This is a genomic window from Marinobacterium stanieri, from assembly GCF_900155945.1.
Classification (GTDB): domain Bacteria; phylum Pseudomonadota; class Gammaproteobacteria; order Pseudomonadales; family Balneatricaceae; genus Marinobacterium; species Marinobacterium stanieri.
This window is the reverse complement of the sequence record NZ_FTMN01000004.1, coordinates 143023-162255: the sequence shown is the minus strand read 5'-3', so window position 1 is coordinate 162255 and position 19233 is coordinate 143023. Positions and strand designations below refer to the sequence as shown.

Genomic DNA, 19233 nt, shown 5'->3' with positions numbered 1-19233 from the left:
CCGAATAATTTTCTACAAAGTCGTTAACAGGAAGAAAAAATGTCTAATCGCAGTATCATCAATACGGACCAGGCACCCGCCGCGATCGGAACCTACTCACAGGCCGTCAAGGCTGGCAACACCGTGTACATTTCGGGTCAGATTCCGCTGAATCCGGCCACCATGGAAATGGTCACCGAATCTTTCGAAGCTCAGGCCGTGCGTGTATTTGAGAACCTCAAGGCAATTGCTGAAGAAGCCGGTGGTTCCCTGAATGAGTGCGTCAAACTGACCATCCTGCTGTCAGATATGGACTTCTTTGCTCAGGTGAATGAAGTCATGTCCCGCTACTTCCAGGAGCCCTATCCGGCGCGTGCAGCCTTCGCTGTCAAAGCGCTGCCGAAAGCGGCTGACATTGAGGTAGATGCAGTAATGGTGGTTCAGGACTAATCCTGATTCAGTAGCTGTACCAGAAGCCGTTTGACTGTTTCAGGCTCAAACGGCTTGTCGGTCAGGGCGTTCACGCCGGAGTGGGCGACCTGGCTTAGATGAGCCTCATTGGCTTCCGACGTCACCATCATCACCGGCAGGTGTGCCAGCAACTCCGAGTGACGAATGTGCTCGGTCAGCTCAACCCCGTTCACTTCAGGCATGTTGTAGTCGGTCACGACCAGATCAACGGTTTCCCGTTTCAGCAGATCAATGGCTTCGCTGCCATCACAGGCTTCGAAGAAATTCTCGATGCCCAGATTGCTCAGGACCCGACGAATCAGCTTGCGTGCCATGCGGCTGTCGTCGACGACCAGTACGCGCAGGCTTTCCACATCATAGAATTCCAGATCCACTTCATCGTGACCTAGAATATCCAGGGTAGCGTTGAGGGCTGAGCCCAGGTGCTGGCGGGTGAACGGCTTGGGCAGAATGGCAACAACGCCGGACTGTTTGAATACTTCCAGCTGCTCCTTGCGCGTTTCGCTTGATACCAGCATGAAGGGCAGTTCAGACAGGGCGGGGATGCGGCGGATGGCGCCCAGCAGGGCTGCAGCGGAACCATCTTCAAAGTGAAGTGCACTGATCACCAGGTCGGGCGGGCGACGAATGATTTTTTCCAGGGCTTCATGCACGCTGGCGGCCGTGTCGATGGCCATCACTTTCTCGTCCTGCAGCTGCTGGATCATTATCTTGCGCTGCATGGCCGAGGGCTCAACCAGAAGAATATCAAGCTCACTGACGCATAGACTGCTCATGGGTTCCTTACCTGCCCCGGGCCTTGTATCAGCTCAGAATAGCATAGTGGCCATTTGATGACAGTCTTTGGGATGCCGGAGGTGTTGACCTCCGGCAAGGGCTTACCACATCAGATCGTCCGGAATGACATAATCCGCATAGGGATCGTCTTCTTCCGGGGTGTCGTCCTTGGGACGGGGGAGAATAATATCCGGCTGGCGTTGCTCTACACGCTCGGCGATCTCGGCCGGAATCACGGTATAGGTTTCCTCGTGACAGGCGATACGCAGTTGTCCTCGTGCCAGCTGCTCCAGCTGACGTGCATCGACAAACAGGTAGCGGATGGTAGTGCCGTGGGCGAAGTTATAGCGCAGGTCGCTCTCGTCCGGCAGTTGAACCTTATGTGCCTCTATCAGCTGCAGGGCTTCTGCATGGGAGGCTTTTTCCGCCTGTTCCTGCTGACGCTTGAGGTTCAGCTCACGATCACGCGCCGCTTTTTCCTTACGTGCGGCTTCCAGCTGTTCGCGTTGTTGCTGCTGTTCATCAACAGCCTGGCCCGCCTTTTTCTGCTTGGCCTTTTTGCGCTTCTGCTGTTTTGCCTGTTTGGCCTGCTGTTTGGAGGCCAGGCCGGCATTCAATAACTGGTCCTGCAGGGAGCCTGCCATGGTCGTCGACCTCATTGCTTGACGGTTGGATGCAGGGCGCGGACTATAGCATATTGTCATGGATCTGGCAGCGTCAGCGGCGCTGGGGAAAAGGAGAAAACGATGTCATTCATGCTCTGGTTGTCACTCTTGCTGATCTGCGTTCTGGGCGCCATGTCCCCGGGACCCAGCCTGGCTGTAGTATTGCGTCAGACAGTCAGTAACAGCCGTGGCCACGGCATTGCAGCAGGCTGTGCTCATGCACTGGGGGTCGGGCTATGGGCGGCCATGACGGTTTGGGGGCTGGCGCTGCTGGTGAGTCGGCACGAGCTGGCATATCAGCTGATCACCTGGGCTGGCGCGGCGTATCTGGTGTGGCTGGGAATTGGTGCCTTACGCCACGCGGCGACACCTGACATTCAGGCGCAAAAGGCGGGGCATGAATCCCTGCTGTCGGCAGCGCGCTCCGGACTGCTGATTTCATTGCTGAACCCCAAACTGGCGGTATTTTTTACTGCGCTGTTTTCTCAGTTCGTCAGTGCGGACCAGGTCTGGCAGGATCAGGTGCTGATGGTCCTGACCGCGACCATTGTGGATGGCGCCTGGTACAGTCTGGTCGCTGTGCTGTTTTCTCAGCCGCGTCTATTGGCCTGGCTGCGTCGCCACCTCAAGCGCGTCGAACAGCTCACCGGTGTGGTGTTGATCGGTTTGGCTGTACGCGTCGCAATCCCCTGATTCTGTTTGCATTTACCCAATAGGGTGCTTATACTGCGCCCCTGTCTTGAGAGAGGCAGGGCGTTCCGCCCGTTATGGTAGCCCTGTTGGTCCTCCCGCAACGATAAACCGTGAACCTGGTCAGGCCCGGAAGGGAGCAGCCACAGCGGTGGATTCGTGTGCCGGGATGTGGCTGGCAGGTGCTGCCACCCAATATCTCTTACTCTTCCCGTTTATCAGTTTCCAGTTTCATTTCCCGTTTGTGTTCTTGTGCTTATTCCTCCGCGATTTACACGCTGTTGGTAGGTCCTCACTGCTTGTGTCTGCAGCTTTCAAAACCGGCTTCACTGGACTCGTCTGATTGTCCGGTTGTAGTCAGCTTTTGGTCTGGTTTTTCTGTCTAGTGACTGTCGCAAATTGACAAGAGTCCTCAGCTCGTCGCAAGGCACTATAAAGAAAAAAGGCCTTGGAAATCATGACTGCAGAGTTTGATTATATTGTCATTGGCGGTGGCAGTGCCGGGTGTGTTGTCGCCAGCCGTTTAAGTGAAGATCCCAATATCAGTGTTTGCCTGTTGGAAGCGGGTAAAGCGGACAAGAGTGTTTTAATTCATGCTCCGGCGGGTGTGGCGGCTATGGTGCCGAACGGCATTAACAGCTGGCACTATGATACGGTGCCGCAGAAGAATATGAGCGAGCGTGTCGGGTTCCAGCCACGAGGTAAAACCCTGGGTGGCTCCAGCTCTATCAACGCGATGATGTATATTCGTGCCAACAAGTGGGATTACGACAACTGGGCTGCGCTTGGCAATGAAGGGTGGAGCTACGAAGACGTGCTTCCCTATTTCATCAAGGCCGAAAATAACGAAACCTTCCGAGATGATCCCTACCATGGTGTTGGTGGGCCCTTGAATGTGGCTGAGCTGAGAAGCCCAAGCCCTTTAAGCAAGCTGTTTCTTGATGCGTGCCAGCAAAATGGCATTCCGTACAACCAGGATATCAATGGTGAGAGCCAGATTGGTTGTCGTTTGAATCAGGTCACGCAGAAAAACGGTGAGCGCTTCAGTGCTGCCAAGGCGTATATAACACCCAACCTGAATCGTCCCAACCTGAGGGTGATTACCCAGGCTCATGTTGAGCGCATTCTGTTGCAGGGCAAGATCGCAACGGGGGTTCGTTTTCTACAAAAGGGCCAGTCCGTCGAGATTAAGGCGCGTAATGAAGTAGTGCTCAGCGCGGGTGCCTTCGGCTCGCCACAGATTCTGGAGCTGAGCGGTATCGGCAGCAAAGCCCACCTTGAGCGCTTAGGGATAGCTGTTCAGCATGAACTGCCCGGTGTTGGGGAAAATCTGCAGGACCACATCACCGCGGTTCCCGTTTATCGGGCCACACAGAAATCAGGCTCGTTCGGTATATCCGTGCAGGGCGGCTGGGATATGACGACCGGGGTGCTCGAATGGAAGCGCAAGCGTACCGGGGTCATCAGCAGCAACTTTGCCGAATCCGTTGCCTTTGTGCAGATGGATCCGGCTGAGCCTTGTGCCGATATTGAGCTGGAGTTCCTGCCGGGTATTGTCGATGACCACAGCCGTAAACTTCACCTCGGCCACGGCTACTGTGTGCATGCCACCCTATTACGGCCCAAAAGTATTGGCAGTGTTCACTGCGCATCAGCCAACCCTCTGGAACAGCCTTTAATCGATCCCAATTTCTTCGGGAATGAAGATGACCTGGAGCGCCTGGCCAAGGGCCTGCAGCTGGCGCTGGATGTGATGGAGGCTGAGGCCTTTGATTCGGTACGGGGCAAGATGCTGTACCCGATTGATCGCAATAACATCCAGCAGCTGAAAGAGTACTGCCGTGATAAGGCCGATACTGAATATCACCCCGTGGGCACCTGCAAAATGGGGCCTGATTCTGATCCGATGGCGGTGGTGGATGCCAGCCTGAGAGTTAAAGGTGTCAGCGGCCTGAGGGTGATTGATGCCTCTATTATGCCTTTCCTTGTCAGCGGTAATACTAATGCCCCTTCAATCATGATCGGTGAAAAGGGGGCGGATATGATCCTTCGGTCTCGAATGGGTTAGGCAGGAAGGACGCACGGCGCCTCGCAACCTGTTTCCGATTTTTCCGCTAAACTGGTTTTCAGGCGGTCATGCTTGATAGCTACAGGAGGTAACCTTAAGCGGGCCATCGCTGTTGTACTTGATGTATAGGCGCTGACATGAACTCCAAAAAGTTACTCAACTCTGAATTTGGCCTTTCCCACCAGGGGGGAGGCTTGAGCCAGCAACTTGATGATCAAACCTGGCTGTTTGACTCTTTTCTGGATGCCAAGGGGGGAGAGAAAGGAAGGCCGTCCGATAATAATATAGACCCCGGTACCACTAACCCTGAGGTGACGGATGTCTATATCAGTGGTGATCCCGGTGTGGATGACAGTGAAGAGTTCAATATTCACCTCGATTTTTATGGTGACCTTTGGACCGATGCTTTGAAGGAAGACTTTATTGCTGCTGCGGATTTCCTCAGTGACTTGATTACGGCGGATATTGCTCCCGATGGGGACGATGACATCACCATTGATGCCTCTCTCATTGATATCGATGGACCTGGCGGTGTTTTAGGCAGGGCGGGGCCGACAACTGCTTGGAACGAAAGCGACCTCTCTGCCACGGCCATCATGGAGTTTGATGTGGCTGATGCTGAGGTATTTGACGGTTATGGGCTGTGGAACGACATAGTGCTACACGAAATGATCCACAGCCTGGGACTGGGAACGCTATGGGAATACCAAGGGTTGCTGACAACTCAGGTAGACGACAATGGAACCAAGAAGCCGGTTGATGACACGATTAGCTATGTTTATAACGGCGCCCAGGCCAACTACTACTCAGGTCTTTTATACAACGAACCTGTTGCGGTCATTGAAGATGAGGGTGGCTCAGGTACGGCTGGCGGACATTGGGATGAAGACACCTACTTTAATGAGCTTATGACTGGTTACATAAACAGTCTGAATGAGTTATCCGAGATGAGCTACGGTGCCCTGGAGGATCTGGGCTATCAAATCGATTATACGGTGACCCCTGATTTTTTACTTGGTTGAGCAAATCTGTACCCCCTCCCAGGGAATGTCTGGGAGGGGGGATGGCTGCCAGTTCAGCTGGCCTGGTTACGCACAAACCGCTTTTTAAATTCCTTGGGTGTTTCGCCCATAATCTTGATGAAAGTCTTGCGAAAGGCGCTCAGGTCTTCATAGCCCACCTCAATGGCAACCCCTTCAACAGTCAGGCAGCTGGTTTCGATCAGTTCGCAGGCCTTGTGTATACGTAGCCGTTGCAGATATTGAGCCGGCTTGAATCCGGTGGCGCTCACGAACCGCCTGAGAAAGGTTCTTTCTGTCAGGTGGGCCTGGTTGGCCAGTTCCTTGATCATGATGGGCTCACTGTAATGGCGCTGAAGGTGGTGTTGTATCTGCAGAATCGCCTTGTCGCCATGGTTCAGGGGCGGGTTAAAGCTCTGGTAGTACCGCTGCTCACGATGACCCGTATCGACAATAAGATACTTGCCCAGCTGACGCATGATCTGTGTATTGGTGAATTGCGCCACCAGCTCAAGCCCCAGGTCGACCCAGCTCATCAGTCCCCCCGCGGTAATGATATCCGCGTCATTGATAAGCAGCTTGTCGGTATCCACCTGAACAGCAGGGAAGCGGCGTGAAAATTCATCGGCCAGTGCCCAGTGAGTGGTGACCTGGCGTCCATCGAGCAGACCGGTTTGAGCCAGTACAAATGCACCGGCACAAATGGAGCAGATAATTGCACCCTGTTGATGATGCCGTTGCAGCCATTGCAGCAGTAGGCTCTGGGGAGCGCTGTAATACTCGTCATCCAGGCAGGGCGGGAGAATCACTACATGCAGTGGTGAGACTTCATGAAGTTGCTCTTCGTTCAGTTGCTGGCTGTCGCAGAAGTTGATTTTGAAGACGTCGCCCATGTTGTTCTGGACACTGATCTTGTTGGCAAGGTGGAACTGTTCTGCCAGCCCCTGAACGGCAGAGAGCATGGCGCCGGGGTAGTGCACGATGCCAATCTGAATGGCGGATTCTGTCATTTTTAACTTCTTTTATGCCTTTTTTGACATCAGTATAGGTCGCCCATTCGATCAATAATAGCCCTCAGGACATAACCATTTCTGCTTGTCATGCTCCAGGCAGGCTGGCAGATCATAGAGTAAAGCGAGGGAATCATGAGTAACCCAACGACGTTGCGAGAACTGGTAGGACTTGGCAATCAATCCACTGCAATCAGCACATCGGCGCTGATCATTATTGATGCCCAAAACACCTACCGTGAGGGCATCATGCAACTGGAGGGCGTTGAGCCCGCACTGGTGGAGTGCCAGAAACTGCTGCAGCGATTCCGGGCGGCCGGGCGCCCGGTGATTCATATTCAACACGATGCAGGGCCGGGGTCACCCTATGATGTGAGCGAGCCAATTGGCCAGATTGCTGAGCCGGTTGCGCCGGTTGAAGGTGAGGCGGTGGTGGTCAAGAACTTCCCCAACTCCTTTGTACAGACCAACCTGGATGAAATGTTGAAAGAAGCGGGTATCACGGACCTGATTCTGACCGGCTTCATGAGCCACATGTGCGTGAATGCCACTGCGCGCGGGGCTTTCTCTCTTGGCTACACGCCAACTGTGGTGGCGTCCTGCACCGCAACCCGGTCTTTGCCTTCACCGGTAACGGGAGAGCCTATCGCGGCCGCTCAGGTACACGACGCGGCCCTGGCCGCGCTCTGTGATCTGCCGTCAGCGGTTGTTGCATCGGTGGCGGATGTGCCGGACTGATCAGAGGCCGAAGCTGTTGTCATTCGACCTTGTTAAATTCAAGAACCTGATTTACCCAGGTTCTTGAGCAGGTCCCCGGAGATCTGCTTCATGAGTGTCTGTTTCTTGCCTGCAGCAGGCAGCGGGCGGCACAGCTCCATTGCCATCAAGCCGGTACGGGCGGTAAACAGCCCAGCCCCAAGGCCTTGGCCGGCTCGGGCGGAAAGCCCGGAGGTCAGGCTGGTGCCCAGCAGGGTTGAGCCTGCATCCATGGCCAGATCGCTCAAACCGGCAAAGGCGATATTGTGCAGGACACTGCGAACCAGTTTGATTTGTGCGCTGGCGCCGGGGGCAATGCCATATATCGACATGATCTCGTTGAGCATGCGCAGGTTGCGCCAACCGGCCAGCAGCATATCGAAACTGGCCCAGGGGCTTACCGCAACCAGCATACCGGCTTCGACGCTGTGGCGCTGAATGCAGCGCCTGGCCTGGGCGTCCTGCTTGCCCAGTGCGTGTCTGGACAGGAAGTGCACCACTTCGGCATCGCTGTAACTGGAATCCACCTCGTGGGTTTGTTGCAAAATCTGTTCAGCGTCCGGGTGGGTGCGGTAATGCTGCTGTAACCGGCTGAGGAAACGGGCTGCTTGTCCCTGACCGGTACTGGTGGCCAGTTGCTCCGCTTCCTGCTTCAGATCAGCACTGGCCTTGAGTTGTTTCAGCCCCTTGAAGCTGCGTCTGATTTGTAGTGCCAGGCCGCCACCTGCAATAGCCAAGAGTGCGGATACCAGGCCGCCTGCCAAGGGGTGAAGGGCAAAACTCCACTCCAGTAAACGGTAGAGTTCACTACCCACGACGGTGGCCAGGAGCAGTGCCAGACTGACACCAAGCAGCTTACGGCCCCAGCGCCGCCTGGGCGGACGAGCAGGGGCCGAAACCAGCGGTTCCGCGAGGGGCTCTGGCTCCGTTTCTTCAGGCGCAAACTCCTGTGGCGGGGTATAGGGTTCGTCGGCTGATGTTGGCTGATCCAATTGCTCCGGTGTAATAAAGCGTGGGGCCGTCCACTCCTGTTCAGTGGGCTTCATTTCAACAAATCTCCTGTCAGATACTCCAGTGCCTGGTCCAGTCGAATATGGTGCTCCGGTTTCAGCCCTGTCCGAGGTAAGGCGCGGGGAGCAAAGTCGATAAAGCGAAAACGTGCATCATTCCAGTCCTCGGGCCTTGGCAGCTCCGTCGGGATTTCGCCTGGAAACAGGGCGACTTCTTCGTCACTTTCTTTACGGTAGCCGCGCAGACAGGACAGTACCTGGCCATCCAGCTTTGCCTGCACTGCCTCGGTAGAACGAACGGATGCCAGCGCCATGCAACTGGTGGATACACCGTCAAAGCGCATCTCGCGTCGGGCATCCTGAATCATCAGTTCCAGAAACCTGTCCAGGTTGTGGTGCTGGTTGGCCGTCACGTGGTCCGCCTTGGTTGCGGCAAAAAGCACACGATTGATACGCGGGCGGAACAGGCGCCTCAGCAGGCTGTTACGACCGTATTGGAAGCTGTGCAGCAGCCCGTTCAGGGCCTGTTGCATATCGTTGAAGCAGGCCTCGCCCTGATTCAGGGTTTTCAGGCAGTCGACGAGTACGATCTGTCGATCAAAGTGACGGAAGTGGTTCTCGTAAAAGGGGCGAATAACCTCGTCCTTGTAGCGCTCAAAGGCATCCTTGAGGCGAGCGTAGAGACTGTCCGGAGCCGCTTGTTCAGCATTCTCAGGCAAAGGCACAAGCATCGGGAACAGATACAGCAGAGGGCTTCCATCCAGGTCGCCCGGCATCAGCAGGCGCCCAGGCTGCATCAGGCTGAGGCTGTGGGGCGGTTCTCGCAACTGTTGCAGCAGGTCGCGAAACAGCCGACTAAGCCGAGCCTGCTCCTCATCACTGCTTGGGGTTATCCAGTCGATCGAGCGCTGTAGCTCCAGAAATTCCTCGGCCACCTGTACGCGAGGGGCATCTGCAAACAGTGTTTGTTGCTGCTGACACCACTGCTCAAAGCTTAAATTGAGAAGCGGAAGGTCCAGCAGCCATTCACCCGGGTAGTCGATCAGATCGATATACAGTGTGGAGTGTTCACCCAATGCGCGGCCAAGCCCCGGTGGGCGGCGATATTTGACCGCCAGCCGCACCTCTGAAAGCTGTTCGGTGGAAACGGGCCAGTGGGGTGGCGTAGCCTGGAGCCCTGCCAGTGTTGATTGCAGTGGGAAAGGTGTCTCTGCTTCGGTGCTCAGGTCGCGTACGCTGAGGATGCGTCCTTCCGCCGAGGGCGTGAAAAACGGCAGGGATGTACCCTGGTCCGCATGGAGCAGATGATGGGCCAGAGTGCTGATGAAAACGGTTTTACCGCTGCGGCTCAGGCCCGTAATGGCCAGCTTGATCCTCTGTTCCAGGCCGCGTTCGACGCGGGAGCGAACCTGCTCGGGAAGTTCTTTCAGCCCGCTTTTGTGTGCCAGTGTCTGCAGTCGTTTGGTCAGGTTCATCCATTACTCCTTGAGGCTTCCCTACAGTGTGACAGGATTTTGCTGAAATGGAGCTGAAATCAGGCCGTCGGGATTTTAATCGATAGTGTGAAGGTCATATTCCACTTATTGCCAAAGCTGTATATAGTCGCGCCTGCAATGGAAAAGGACTTCCATACCGGCGGGCATCTATTGCCTGTAAACCCCTGCGTGCCTGTCGCTGTGGGGTCCTGTCTCCTCTGCTGCTTCGTTTACCCATCTGATAAAGGAATAGTGATGATTTCCGTAAATGAACTGCGTCATCCGAAAGAAAAGCTCTATCGTTTGATCTGCATGGTGATAGGCGGCCTGATTTGGGCCAGTTTGCTGTTGGGCACCATGTTCTCGATTCTGGTTGTGTTGTTGCCATTGGCGCTGGCGTTGTGGCTTGCGGGGCGTTTTTTCAGAGCGGCCCTATTTGGTAACTCTGTACTGGTTGATGAGCAACAGTATGCAGGTCTGAACGCCATGGTTAAGGCTGTTGGCCAGCAGCTAGGCATGAGCCGCGTGCCTGAAACCTTCGTTGTGAACTCGGGTGGTATGACCAACGCCCTCGCAATCAAGTTCCTGTCTACCAGCTATGTGCTGTTGTTTTCCAGTCTGGTAGACCTGCTGTGGGAAGAAAAAAACCATGACCGTGTCCGCATGATTGTTGCCCACGAATTGGCACATCACGCCGCCGGGCATGTGAACTTCTGGATTGATCTGCTGATGAAGCCGGCCATGTTCGTTCCTTTCCTGGGGTCCGCCTATAGCCGTGCCTGTGAGCTGACGGCCGACCGGGTTGCGGCTGCTTGCATTCCGGCTAATCGTGAAGCGGCAGTCACCGCCATGATCACGCTGGCGTCAGGCAGCCAGGTGCTGACACCGCATACCAGTGTGGAAGCGTTCAAACGACAGGAACAGAAGATTCCGTCCGGTTTCGGTTTTCTGCAGGAGATTCTGTCTTCCCATCCGCGTATGACCAAGCGCATTCTGGCGATTGAGGCTTTCTACGATAGTCGTACCGTGCAGCCGGTGGCTGCTCAGGCTGCTTAAGCCAGGGGACAGGTACCATAAAAAAGCCCCGGCAGAGTGATCTGCCGGGGCTTTTTGGTACTGAGGAGCGCAGGCTCTATCAGTGTTTCTCGAAGTACTCGCGTGTCAGCTTGAACACCACCGGGCTCAACAGGGCCAGTGCGATCAGGTTGGGTATCGCCATCATGGCATTGAGGGTATCAGCCACCAGCCATACGAAGTCCAGGCTCAGCGTGGCGCCCAGCGGAATCGCAATGATCCAGGCGATACGGTAAGGCGTTACTGCCTTGAGGCCGAACAGGAACTCGATGCAGCGCTCGCCATAGAAGGATCAGCCAATGATGGTGGTGAAGGCGAATACAGCCAGAGAGATTGCGACCAGGTAGTTACCGAACGACGGCAGTGCAGTGGCAAAAGCCTGACTGGTCAGGGCTGCGCCGGACTCACCGCCGGTCCAGGCACCGGAGCTGACAATGACCAGGCCGGTAATGGTGCAGATCACCAGCGTATCCAGGAAGGTACCCAGCATGGCGACCAGACCCTGGCGAACCGGGCTGTGTGTCTGCGCAGCTGCGTGTGCGATCGGGGCTGAACCCAGACCCGCTTCGTTGGAGAACACGCCACGTGCCACACCAAAGCGCAGGGCCGCCCAAACAGCAGCACCGGCGAAACCGCCCTGAGCAGCGATGGGTGAAAATGCGTGGGTGATGATCAGGTCAAGCGCCTGCGGCAGCAGGTGAGAGTTGATCGCCAACACCACCAGGCCTGCAATCAGGTAGGAAATCGCCATCAGCGGTACCAGCGCGCCAGCCACGTGACCGATACGTTTGATACCGCCAATCAGTACCGCACCGACCAGAACTGCCATAACGACACCGCTGACCCAGGTGGGGACGCTGAAGTTGGCGTGCAGCACGTCTGCTACGGAGTTGGACTGGACGGTGTTGCCGATACCAAAGCCGGCGCAGGCACCGAAGATGGCAAAGAGTACGCCCAGCCAGGTCCATTTCTTGCCCAGGCCATTCTTGATGTAGTACATGGGACCGCCGACGTGCTGACCGTTTTCGTCAGTCTCACGGTAACGCACCGCCAGCACCGCTTCCGAGTATTTGGTGGCCATGCCGATCAGGGCCGTAATCCACATCCAGAACAGTGCGCCAGGACCGCCCAGGAAAATGGCGGTAGCAACGCCGGCAATATTACCGGTACCTACCGTTGCGGACATGGCGGTCATCAGAGCCTGGAAAGGCGGAATTTCACCTTCTTTCTCGTCACCCGTTTCCGTGGTGCGCCCGCCCCACATCAGTTTGAAGCCCGTGCCGAGCTTGAGGATGGGCAGGAGTTTCAGCCCGATGGAAAGGAACAGGCCAACGCCGAGAATCAGCACCAGCATCAAAGGGCCCCACACGACCCCGTTAATCGCGGAAATAATGGACTCTAAGGCTTCCATTTTAGTATGTCTCCGTCAGTGACCAGGGGGATCTCCCCTCATGGAACGTTCTTCTTATTACGACGGGGCAAGGCTCTTATGGAGTCCTGTCCCGTCGGCATCCCTCTAAAAGGCCTGCAAAGGGAATCACTGATTGCGACCCGGCGCAAGCCAAAATCACGCTGAGCTGATCTTGAGCACAGGGAATAAGCAACAGGACAGGGAGTAGGGGCCTGATGGAGCGGATCAGTAGTCCATTTCGACCGGCAGCATGTGCCGCTCTTTAACCTCTTCCATCACAATATAGGACTTGGAGTTTTTGACGCCAGGAAGCGTCAGCAGCATGTCGCCCAGCAGTTCACGGTACTGGGACATATCGTGGAGGCGCGCCTTGAGCAGATAATCGGCATCGCCGGAGACAAGGTGGCACTCAAGGATATAGGGGAGGGTACTGACCGCACGGTTGAAGCGCTCGAACGCATCGGGCGACTGATAGGACAGTGCAATCTCGACGAATACCAGCATATGGTAATCGAGCATTTCAGGATCCACGGTAGCGCGATAGCCGGTAATGACGCCATCACGCTCCAGGCGCTTGACCCTTTCCATGCAGGGCGTTGTGGACAACCCGACACGCTCGGCCAGGTCGGTGTAGGAAATACGCCCTTCCTGCTGCAGGATGGTCAGAATATTGCGATCAATACGATCGAGCTTACGTTGTCTGGGTGATTTGGCCACGGAAAAGCCTGCCTTTCTACTGTACCTGCAACAAGTTTTAATCCTTTTGCCCGATAAAGCAAAGTTGGATTGCCTTTGGCCAACGGACACAGGGGCACCGTCGGGCAAAGCATGTTACTATCTGCGACCGGATTTATCGGCAAAATGTCGGCAAATAATTTCGGCAAAACCTATCGGTACAGTTGAACGAGGCAGCATGAGCTATCAGGTTCTGGCCCGCAAATGGCGGCCAAAACGCTTCTCTGAAATGGTCGGGCAGGAGCACGTGCTCAAGGCGCTGGTGAATGCACTGGACGATGACCGCTTGCATCATGCCTATCTCTTCACCGGTACGCGCGGGGTGGGCAAGACCTCTATCGCACGTCTGTTTGCCAAATCACTCAACTGTGAGCAGGGCGTCTCCTCCGAACCCTGTGGCCAGTGCAGCGCCTGTGTGGAAATCGCGGAAGGTCGTTTTGTTGACCTGATCGAGGTGGACGCGGCGTCCAGAACCAAGGTGGAAGACACCCGCGAGCTGCTGGAAAACGTGCAGTACGCGCCCACCCACGGTCGTTTCAAGGTATACCTCATAGACGAGGTGCACATGCTGTCGACCAGCTCTTTCAACGCCCTGTTGAAGACGCTGGAAGAGCCGCCTCCCCACGTTAAATTCCTGCTGGCTACCACAGACCCGCAAAAACTGCCCATGACCGTGCTGTCGCGCTGTCTGCAGTTCAACCTGAAGAACATGACCGCCGAGCGCATCCAGCGCCACCTGAGCTTTGTGCTGGGTGAGGAGCAGGTTGAGGCCGAAGACGCGGCACTCTGGTTGCTGGCTCGCGCTGCTGACGGCTCCATGCGCGATGCGCTCAGCCTCACTGACCAGGCCATTGCATTTGGTGCCGGTGCCGTGCGCGAAGCGGAAGTGCGCTCCATGCTGGGTACCATTGATCAGCACCTGGTCTACACGATCATGCAGCAGTTGGCTGCTCGTGACCCGGCGCAGGTATTGGCAGCGGTTCAGTCTCTGTCCGAATTTGCACCGGATTATCACAGCGTGCTCGGTGACATTCTCAGCCTGTTGCACCGTGTGGCCTTGGCGCAGGTGCACCCGGCAGCGGTCGATAACAGCCTGGGTGATCGCGATCAGGTGATGGCGCTGGCGCAACAGATGCGGCCGGAAGAAGTCCAGCTGTATTATCAGGTTGCCCTGATGGGGCGCAAAGACCTGCCCATGGTGCCCGAGCCGCGTGAAGGCCTGGAAATGGCGCTACTGCGCATGCTGGCATTCCGCCCGGCAGACTCAGCGCCATTGGCCAATGAGCCAGCGGCTGCAGAGACGACGGCAAGCCCGTCTCCTGCGGCACCTCCTGCTGCCCCTGCAGCACAGCCACAGCCTGCCGCACCGACGACACCGTCACCTGTGGCACCGCCGCCAGCACCTGAGCCGCGTACGGCACCTCCTCAGCCGGCGGCACCCGTACAGCCGGCACCCGCTCCCTCGCAGCCTTCGCCGCCACCGATGGATGAGCCACCGCCCTGGGAGGATCTGCCGCCGGACCTGGATGAGGGCACGGCAAAAAAGCCTGACCCGGCTGGCGTTTCCAATGTGCAGCCGGTGGCGGGCAACACCCGGACAGCGACTGGTGCACCCGAGTCGGTTTCGGCACCTGTTACCGCGGATGCTGCTGCCAAGCCATCAGCTCCCGCACCGGCGACGTTGTCCCGGCCGGTTTCTCTGCCCGAATCGGATGAAGATCTGACCGGTGATCGCTGGGCAGCCATTTTGCCGAAACTTGGTTTAAGCGGCATGGTCGAGAGTATCGCCCGTAACCTGTCGCTGGAAGTGGATACACCCGAGCGCCTCTGCTTTCATTACACTCGGGAACAGGAAGCGATGCTCAGTAGCGAGCGTCGGGAGCGGATCAGCGCTGCCATTGTCCAATGTCTGGGAGAGCAGCCCAGTATTGAGTTTCAGCAGGGTGAGCAGAGCAAAGAAACTCCGGCACAGCTGGCGCAGCGTCGACGTATTGCGCGCCAGGCCGAGGCGGTTCGCTCCATTGAGAACGATGACAAGGTTAAAGAATTGGCGCAGCAGTTTGGCGCGCGTATTGAATATGAGTCGGTTCGACCGATTGATTAATCTATCTAGTTGGAGATTATCACCATGATGAAAGGTGGCATGGGGAACCTGATGAAGCAGGCCCAGAAAATGCAGGAAGACATGCAGAAGGCGCAGGAAGAAGTTCAGCGCGCTGAAGTCGAGGGTGAATCCGGTGCCGGTCTGGTGAAAATCACCATGAATGGCCGTCATGACGTCAAGGCTGTGGAAATTGATGCCAGCCTGATGGAAGAAGAGAAAGAGATCCTGGAAGACCTGATTGCGGCTGCGGTTAACGATGCCGTGCGCAAGGTTGAACAGAATACTCAGGAAAAAATGTCCAAAATCACCAGTGGCATGGGTATGCCGCCGGGCTTCAAGATGCCGTTCTAATCATGAGCTTGAGTCCTCTACTGCAGGAACTGATTACCAGCCTCCGTGTACTGCCGGGCGTGGGGCCGAAGTCGGCCCAGCGCATGGCCTTGCACCTGCTTGAGCGTGACCGTCAGGGGGCTGTCAATCTGGCCAGTGCGCTGGAGGCGGCTGTCGAGCATATTGGTGAGTGTGAGCGCTGTCGTAACCTGTCCGAGCAGCCCGTCTGCGGGATTTGTGAAGACAGTAGTCGGGACCGTCACGTGGTCTGTGTGCTGGAATCGCCCGTTGACCTGATGGCAGTGGAGCAGACCGGTGGCTTTAACGGACTCTACTTCGTGCTCAAGGGCCACCTGTCGCCAATCGACGGTGTTGGCCCTGATGAACTGGGGCTGGACCGGTTGTTTGCACTGGTCGAAGCCGGTGATGTGACCGAACTGATCCTGGCCACCAACCCAACGGTGGAAGGTGAAGCCACGGCGCATTACATTGCCGAGCAGCTGGACGAAAGTGCGGTCAACATCACCCGTATCGCCCATGGCGTACCGGTGGGGGGAGAACTCGAATTTGTCGACGGTGGTACCCTGGCGCATGCCTTTGCCGGTCGTCGATCCTTGCGTCGGGGGCGCGATGACTGATCTGTTGCAACGCTACGACTGGAAACGCCTGGAGCAGGCGGCATCCGGCCCAGTGCATATCCGAGACAATGCCCAGCTCAAGGCCTGTGCCGAGCGTTGGCTGACACAGCCGGTACTGGCATTGGACACGGAGTTCATGCGCACCGAAACCTTCTATCCGATTCCCGGTTTGATCCAGGTCGCCGACGACGAAGCCTGCTACCTGGTGGACCCGCTGGAAGTGGATGATTTTGCGCCTCTGGCGCAGGTGCTCTCCCATCCGGATGTGCTCAAGGTTGTTCACGCCGGCAGTGAAGATATGGAACTCTTCCGCCACAGCTATGGTGTATTGCCCAGTCCGCTGTATGACACCCAGGTTGGTGCCGCGTTTGCCGGCTGGGGCTTCAGCATGGGGCTGCGTCGCCTGGTTGCCCATGCTCTTGACGTTGAGCTGGACAAGGAAGAGACCACTTCCGACTGGCTGCAACGCCCGCTCACGCCCGAGCAGGAGCGCTATGCTGCCCTGGATGTGGCGTATCTGCCGACATTGGCGCTGATGCAGCGTCATGAGCTTGAGCAGAAGGGCCGTTTGTCCTGGGCGGAAGAGGCCTGTGCCGAAGTGGGCCAGAATGTAGCCGAACTGGATGAAGCCGATCCGGAAACCTATTTCCAGCGCTTCAGTCAGGCCTGGCATTTTGATGATGTCCGCCGCGCTGCCTTGCGTGATCTTTCGGCCTGGCGTGAGCGAACCTGTCGCAAGCGGGATCTGTCGCGTAATCGACTGCTGCGCAATCAGGTATTGCTGGAAGTGGCAGAGCGTCTGCCGCAAACCATCAATCAGCTGGACAAGATTGTGCAGCGCGGACGCGTCATACGTGAGTATGGCGAAGAGATTCTGGCGCTGGTCAAAGCGGCACCCGAGTCAGCCAGTCAGCGTCCGCCGGCGCAAATCGACCGTCCCTTGCACTATGTCTGGAACAAGCGCCTCAAGCAGATGCGGGCTACGGGTCGCAAGGCGGCTGAAAAGCACCAGGTGCTGCCGGAAGTTCTGCTACGCAAGCGTGATCTGGATGCGCTGATTCGCTCCTGCGATGACCAGGGGCATTACCATCTGCCGCCAAGCCTTTCCGGCTGGCGCAAGCCGCTGGTCGGTGATGACCTGTTGCAGCAGATTGAACAGTTTGAAAAGAGTTGAAAGATGAAAATTATCAGTGTTTTCAGAAGTTCCCGCAAAGACGAAATGTATCTCTACGTGGACAAGCGTGAGCAGCTGGAGCGGGTGCCCGAAGCTCTGTTGGAGATGTTCGGTCAGGCAGAGCATGTCATGGATATGCCGCTGAAAGCGGACCGAAAGCTGGCGCGGGTCAAGGATACCCAGAAGCTGCTTGATGAGGTGGAAGAAAAGGGCTATTACCTGCAGATGCCGCCACAGAAGGAAGAGTACATGCTGGATCTGTTCAGGAATCGTCCTGAAACCGGAGTGCGTTAAGCATGGCTCAGGAAGTATTCTGGCGGCGTAAAACGCTGCGCGAAATGACGCGAACCGAGTGGGAATCACTCTGTGATGGCTGCGCGCTTTGCTGCCTGCACAAGGTGGAAGATGAAGACACTCAGGAGGTGTTTTACACCACGGTGGTCTGTCATCTGCTGGACACTGACAACTGCCAGTGTACCGAGTATGAAAATCGCTGTGAGCTGGTGCCCACCTGCATCCGCCTGCAGCCTGAGGATGTGGAAAACTTCGACTGGTTGCCGGTGACCTGCAGCTACCGTTTGATTCACGAAGGCAAGGACCTGCCCGAGTGGCATCCGCTGTTGACCGGCAAGCGCAGCTCCGTGATCGAGGCCAACGCCTCGGTACTCAGCGTTTATGAAGTCATGGACAACGAGATCAGTGAAGATCAGCTGATCGACTTCGTTTTCGACGAAGACTGATCCATGCTGCAGGCGCTGGTCACGCCTGTGCTTCTCTCTAGGTTAGAGGCTCCCCGTAGACCTGCTCTTCCAGGCCGCACATGGCGGTCTGTACATACTCCAGAAAGGCCCGCATAACCGGTGTCGGGTGCTTGGCTGCCGGGTGTACCGTGCACCAGGATCGGCGCAACGGAAAGCCCTCAATATCAAGACAGGCCAGCTGGCCCAGCTTCAGCTCCGCCTGGATGCTGAGCCTGGGCAGCACCGCAACCCCCAGTCCCGCCAGTACCCCGTGTTTAATCGCCGCATTCGAGCCCAGCTCCATGTGTGGCTTGAGCGTCAAACGTTTCTGGTGACACAGCTGCTCCAGTGCCTTGCGTGTGCCGGAGCCGGGCTCACGAATCAGCAGGTTGGCATCGAGAAAGGTTTGCGGCTCAACCGAGTCCAGGTTGAGCAGAGGAGTATCGGTCCGCACCACCGGCACCAGCAGGTTATCCAGAAACGGAATACTGTGCAGGGCGCCGGACTCGGGTGGCATCCCCATGATGACCAGATCATCCCGGTTTTCGGTCAGGCGTTGCGTTGCGCGGGCGCGGTTAACGATCTCCAGGCGCACATCAATATGGGGATATTGCTGCAGGAAACCCTTGAGCAAATAGGGCACTACATACTGGGCAGTGCTGACCGCTGCCAGACGCAACTCTCCGCGTACCTGACCCTCCATCTCGGCCAGTTCCATCTGTAACCGTTCAAGATCGGCGAAGATCGTGCGTGTTACTCCTTCCAGTCGTTCACCGGCAGCGGTGATGTAGAGCTGCTTGCCGACATATTCAAATACCGGTTGCCCCAGCGCCTGTTCCAGCTGACGAATCTGGGAGCTCACGGCAGGCTGGGTCAGGCCCAGTTGTTCGGCGGCACGGCTATAGCTCAGGTGCTGATAGACACTTCTGAACACCTGTAACTGGCGAAAGGAAAGGCGTGGCAGCAGACGCGAAAGTGAGTAAGGCATAGGTGATAAGTGTCTAATTTTGATGTGAAAAGCGTTATCTATAAGTAATAGGTTATGCTCTATAGAAAAAATATCAATTTTTTCTTTTGTTTTCCCTGTACTAACTTCGGATGCATTGA

At 56.4% G+C, this 19233-nt stretch carries 19 protein-coding genes, 1 other RNA gene and 1 pseudogene; 13 read left to right on the top strand and 8 right to left on the bottom strand.

From position 1 onward, the window contains the following. The first annotated feature begins 39 nt into the window (after positions 1-39). Complete coding sequence (locus tag BW956_RS10705) at positions 40-429, top strand: RidA family protein (protein ID WP_076462748.1); 390 nt, start codon at positions 40-42, stop codon at positions 427-429. On the opposite strand, the gene BW956_RS10700 is transcribed toward BW956_RS10705, so the two are convergent. Next, positions 426-1226: a response regulator gene (locus BW956_RS10700; RefSeq protein ID WP_076462747.1), complete on the bottom strand. Its 801-nt coding sequence runs from the start codon at positions 1224-1226 to the stop codon at positions 426-428. The two genes, BW956_RS10705 and BW956_RS10700, sit on opposite strands and share 4 nt — an antisense overlap. A 102-nt stretch (positions 1227-1328) precedes the next feature. Continuing rightward, positions 1329-1871 carry a DUF2058 domain-containing protein gene (locus BW956_RS10695; protein WP_076462746.1) on the bottom strand — a complete coding sequence of 181 codons (543 nt, stop codon included), beginning with the start codon at positions 1869-1871 and terminating at the stop codon, positions 1329-1331. A gap of 102 nt (positions 1872-1973) precedes the next feature. On the opposite strand from BW956_RS10695, the gene BW956_RS10690 reads away from it, so the two are divergent. The 4 genes from BW956_RS10690 to BW956_RS10675 all read left to right on the top strand — a co-directional run bounded on the left by BW956_RS10690 (position 1974) and on the right by BW956_RS10675 (position 5672). After that, positions 1974-2585, top strand: coding sequence for a LysE family translocator (locus tag BW956_RS10690; RefSeq protein WP_076462745.1), 612 nt, complete (start codon positions 1974-1976; stop codon positions 2583-2585). 84 nt (positions 2586-2669) lie between these two features. After that, positions 2670-2766: signal recognition particle sRNA small type (gene ffs, locus BW956_RS10685), an RNA gene on the top strand. 273 nt (positions 2767-3039) lie between these two features. Beyond that, entirely contained in the window at positions 3040-4650 is a 1611-nt protein-coding gene (locus tag BW956_RS10680) for a GMC family oxidoreductase (protein WP_139327174.1), read from the top strand. 137 nt (positions 4651-4787) lie between these two features. Next, positions 4788-5672 carry a leishmanolysin-related zinc metalloendopeptidase gene (locus BW956_RS10675; RefSeq protein ID WP_076462743.1) on the top strand — a complete coding sequence of 295 codons (885 nt, stop codon included), beginning with the start codon at positions 4788-4790 and terminating at the stop codon, positions 5670-5672. A gap of 53 nt (positions 5673-5725) precedes the next feature. Here the strand turns inward: BW956_RS10675 and BW956_RS10670 are convergent, their stop codons facing one another. After that, positions 5726-6679 (bottom strand): GlxA family transcriptional regulator, encoded by a 954-nt coding sequence (locus BW956_RS10670; protein ID WP_076462742.1) that lies wholly within the window; start codon positions 6677-6679, stop codon positions 5726-5728. 135 nt (positions 6680-6814) lie between these two features. On the opposite strand from BW956_RS10670, the gene BW956_RS10665 reads away from it, so the two are divergent. After that, positions 6815-7417, top strand: a complete 603-nt coding sequence (locus tag BW956_RS10665; RefSeq protein WP_076462741.1) for a cysteine hydrolase family protein — start codon at positions 6815-6817, stop codon at positions 7415-7417. A 38-nt stretch (positions 7418-7455) separates the two neighbouring features. Here BW956_RS10665 and BW956_RS10660 read toward each other — a convergent pair whose 3' ends face one another. Both BW956_RS10660 and BW956_RS10655 read right to left on the bottom strand, forming a co-directional pair. Beyond that, positions 7456-8481, bottom strand: a complete 1026-nt coding sequence (locus tag BW956_RS10660; RefSeq protein WP_076462740.1) for a TIGR01620 family protein — start codon at positions 8479-8481, stop codon at positions 7456-7458. Then, positions 8478-9920, bottom strand: coding sequence for a YcjX family GTP-binding protein (locus BW956_RS10655; RefSeq protein WP_083703034.1), 1443 nt, complete (start codon positions 9918-9920; stop codon positions 8478-8480). The genes BW956_RS10660 and BW956_RS10655 overlap by 4 nt, the downstream gene beginning before the upstream one ends. Positions 9921-10175: 255 nt before the next feature. Between BW956_RS10655 and BW956_RS10650 the strand changes: the two genes are divergently transcribed. Continuing rightward, positions 10176-10976 (top strand): M48 family metallopeptidase, encoded by an 801-nt coding sequence (locus BW956_RS10650; protein ID WP_175611999.1) that lies wholly within the window; start codon positions 10176-10178, stop codon positions 10974-10976. 79 nt (positions 10977-11055) lie between these two features. Here the strand turns inward: BW956_RS10650 and BW956_RS10645 are convergent. Together BW956_RS10645 and BW956_RS10640 are read right to left on the bottom strand one after the other, a co-directional pair. Further along, positions 11056-12405, bottom strand: a pseudogene (locus BW956_RS10645) (alanine/glycine:cation symporter family protein). A 225-nt stretch (positions 12406-12630) separates the two neighbouring features. Then, positions 12631-13122 carry an Lrp/AsnC ligand binding domain-containing protein gene (locus BW956_RS10640; RefSeq protein ID WP_010323372.1) on the bottom strand — a complete coding sequence of 164 codons (492 nt, stop codon included), beginning with the start codon at positions 13120-13122 and terminating at the stop codon, positions 12631-12633. A 196-nt stretch (positions 13123-13318) separates the two neighbouring features. Here BW956_RS10640 and dnaX point away from each other — a divergent pair, with 196 nt between their 5' ends. The 6 genes from dnaX to BW956_RS10610 are packed head-to-tail and all read left to right on the top strand — an operon-like array spanning position 13319 to position 18126. After that, positions 13319-15244: a DNA polymerase III subunit gamma/tau gene (gene dnaX / locus BW956_RS10635; protein WP_076462739.1), complete on the top strand. Its 1926-nt coding sequence runs from the start codon at positions 13319-13321 to the stop codon at positions 15242-15244. A gap of 24 nt (positions 15245-15268) precedes the next feature. Continuing rightward, entirely contained in the window at positions 15269-15595 is a 327-nt protein-coding gene (locus BW956_RS10630; RefSeq protein ID WP_010323374.1) for a YbaB/EbfC family nucleoid-associated protein, read from the top strand. 2 nt (positions 15596-15597) lie between these two features. Next, entirely contained in the window at positions 15598-16212 is a 615-nt protein-coding gene (gene recR / locus BW956_RS10625) for a recombination mediator RecR (RefSeq protein ID WP_010323375.1), read from the top strand. Beyond that, positions 16205-17386 carry a ribonuclease D gene (gene rnd, locus BW956_RS10620; RefSeq protein ID WP_076462738.1) on the top strand — a complete coding sequence of 394 codons (1182 nt, stop codon included), beginning with the start codon at positions 16205-16207 and terminating at the stop codon, positions 17384-17386. The genes recR and rnd overlap by 8 nt, the downstream gene beginning before the upstream one ends. 3 nt (positions 17387-17389) lie before the next feature. Continuing rightward, positions 17390-17680, top strand: a complete 291-nt coding sequence (locus tag BW956_RS10615; RefSeq protein ID WP_076462737.1) for a YcgL domain-containing protein — start codon at positions 17390-17392, stop codon at positions 17678-17680. A 2-nt stretch (positions 17681-17682) separates the two neighbouring features. Then, on the top strand, positions 17683-18126 hold the full coding sequence (locus BW956_RS10610) for a YcgN family cysteine cluster protein (RefSeq protein WP_076462736.1): 444 nt from the start codon (positions 17683-17685) through the stop codon (positions 18124-18126). Positions 18127-18163: 37 nt separating this feature from the next. Here the strand turns inward: BW956_RS10610 and BW956_RS10605 are convergent, their stop codons facing one another. Next, positions 18164-19114 carry a LysR family transcriptional regulator gene (locus tag BW956_RS10605; protein WP_076462735.1) on the bottom strand — a complete coding sequence of 317 codons (951 nt, stop codon included), beginning with the start codon at positions 19112-19114 and terminating at the stop codon, positions 18164-18166. Positions 19115-19233: the final 119 nt, after the last annotated feature.

What these genes read in the sequence shown, in the direction of transcription:
- BW956_RS10680 (WP_139327174.1), top strand. Translation starts at nt 3,040, where the DNA reads ATGACTGCAGAGTTTGATTATATTGTCATTGGCGGTGGCAGTGCCGGG.
- BW956_RS10660 (WP_076462740.1), bottom strand. Translation starts at nt 8,481, where the DNA reads ATGAAGCCCACTGAACAGGAGTGGACGGCCCCACGCTTTATTACACCG.
- BW956_RS10605 (WP_076462735.1), bottom strand. Translation starts at nt 19,114, where the DNA reads ATGCCTTACTCACTTTCGCGTCTGCTGCCACGCCTTTCCTTTCGCCAG.
- BW956_RS10665 (WP_076462741.1), top strand. Translation starts at nt 6,815, where the DNA reads ATGAGTAACCCAACGACGTTGCGAGAACTGGTAGGACTTGGCAATCAA.
- BW956_RS10700 (WP_076462747.1), bottom strand. Translation starts at nt 1,226, where the DNA reads ATGAGCAGTCTATGCGTCAGTGAGCTTGATATTCTTCTGGTTGAGCCC.
- BW956_RS10670 (WP_076462742.1), bottom strand. Translation starts at nt 6,679, where the DNA reads ATGACAGAATCCGCCATTCAGATTGGCATCGTGCACTACCCCGGCGCC.
- BW956_RS10615 (WP_076462737.1), top strand. Translation starts at nt 17,390, where the DNA reads ATGAAAATTATCAGTGTTTTCAGAAGTTCCCGCAAAGACGAAATGTAT.
- BW956_RS10655 (WP_083703034.1), bottom strand. Translation starts at nt 9,920, where the DNA reads ATGAACCTGACCAAACGACTGCAGACACTGGCACACAAAAGCGGGCTG.
- BW956_RS10610 (WP_076462736.1), top strand. Translation starts at nt 17,683, where the DNA reads ATGGCTCAGGAAGTATTCTGGCGGCGTAAAACGCTGCGCGAAATGACG.
- BW956_RS10695 (WP_076462746.1), bottom strand. Translation starts at nt 1,871, where the DNA reads ATGGCAGGCTCCCTGCAGGACCAGTTATTGAATGCCGGCCTGGCCTCC.
- recR (WP_010323375.1), top strand. Translation starts at nt 15,598, where the DNA reads ATGAGCTTGAGTCCTCTACTGCAGGAACTGATTACCAGCCTCCGTGTA.
- dnaX (WP_076462739.1), top strand. Translation starts at nt 13,319, where the DNA reads ATGAGCTATCAGGTTCTGGCCCGCAAATGGCGGCCAAAACGCTTCTCT.
- BW956_RS10630 (WP_010323374.1), top strand. Translation starts at nt 15,269, where the DNA reads ATGATGAAAGGTGGCATGGGGAACCTGATGAAGCAGGCCCAGAAAATG.
- BW956_RS10690 (WP_076462745.1), top strand. Translation starts at nt 1,974, where the DNA reads ATGTCATTCATGCTCTGGTTGTCACTCTTGCTGATCTGCGTTCTGGGC.
- BW956_RS10650 (WP_175611999.1), top strand. Translation starts at nt 10,176, where the DNA reads ATGATTTCCGTAAATGAACTGCGTCATCCGAAAGAAAAGCTCTATCGT.
- BW956_RS10675 (WP_076462743.1), top strand. Translation starts at nt 4,788, where the DNA reads ATGAACTCCAAAAAGTTACTCAACTCTGAATTTGGCCTTTCCCACCAG.
- rnd (WP_076462738.1), top strand. Translation starts at nt 16,205, where the DNA reads ATGACTGATCTGTTGCAACGCTACGACTGGAAACGCCTGGAGCAGGCG.
- BW956_RS10705 (WP_076462748.1), top strand. Translation starts at nt 40, where the DNA reads ATGTCTAATCGCAGTATCATCAATACGGACCAGGCACCCGCCGCGATC.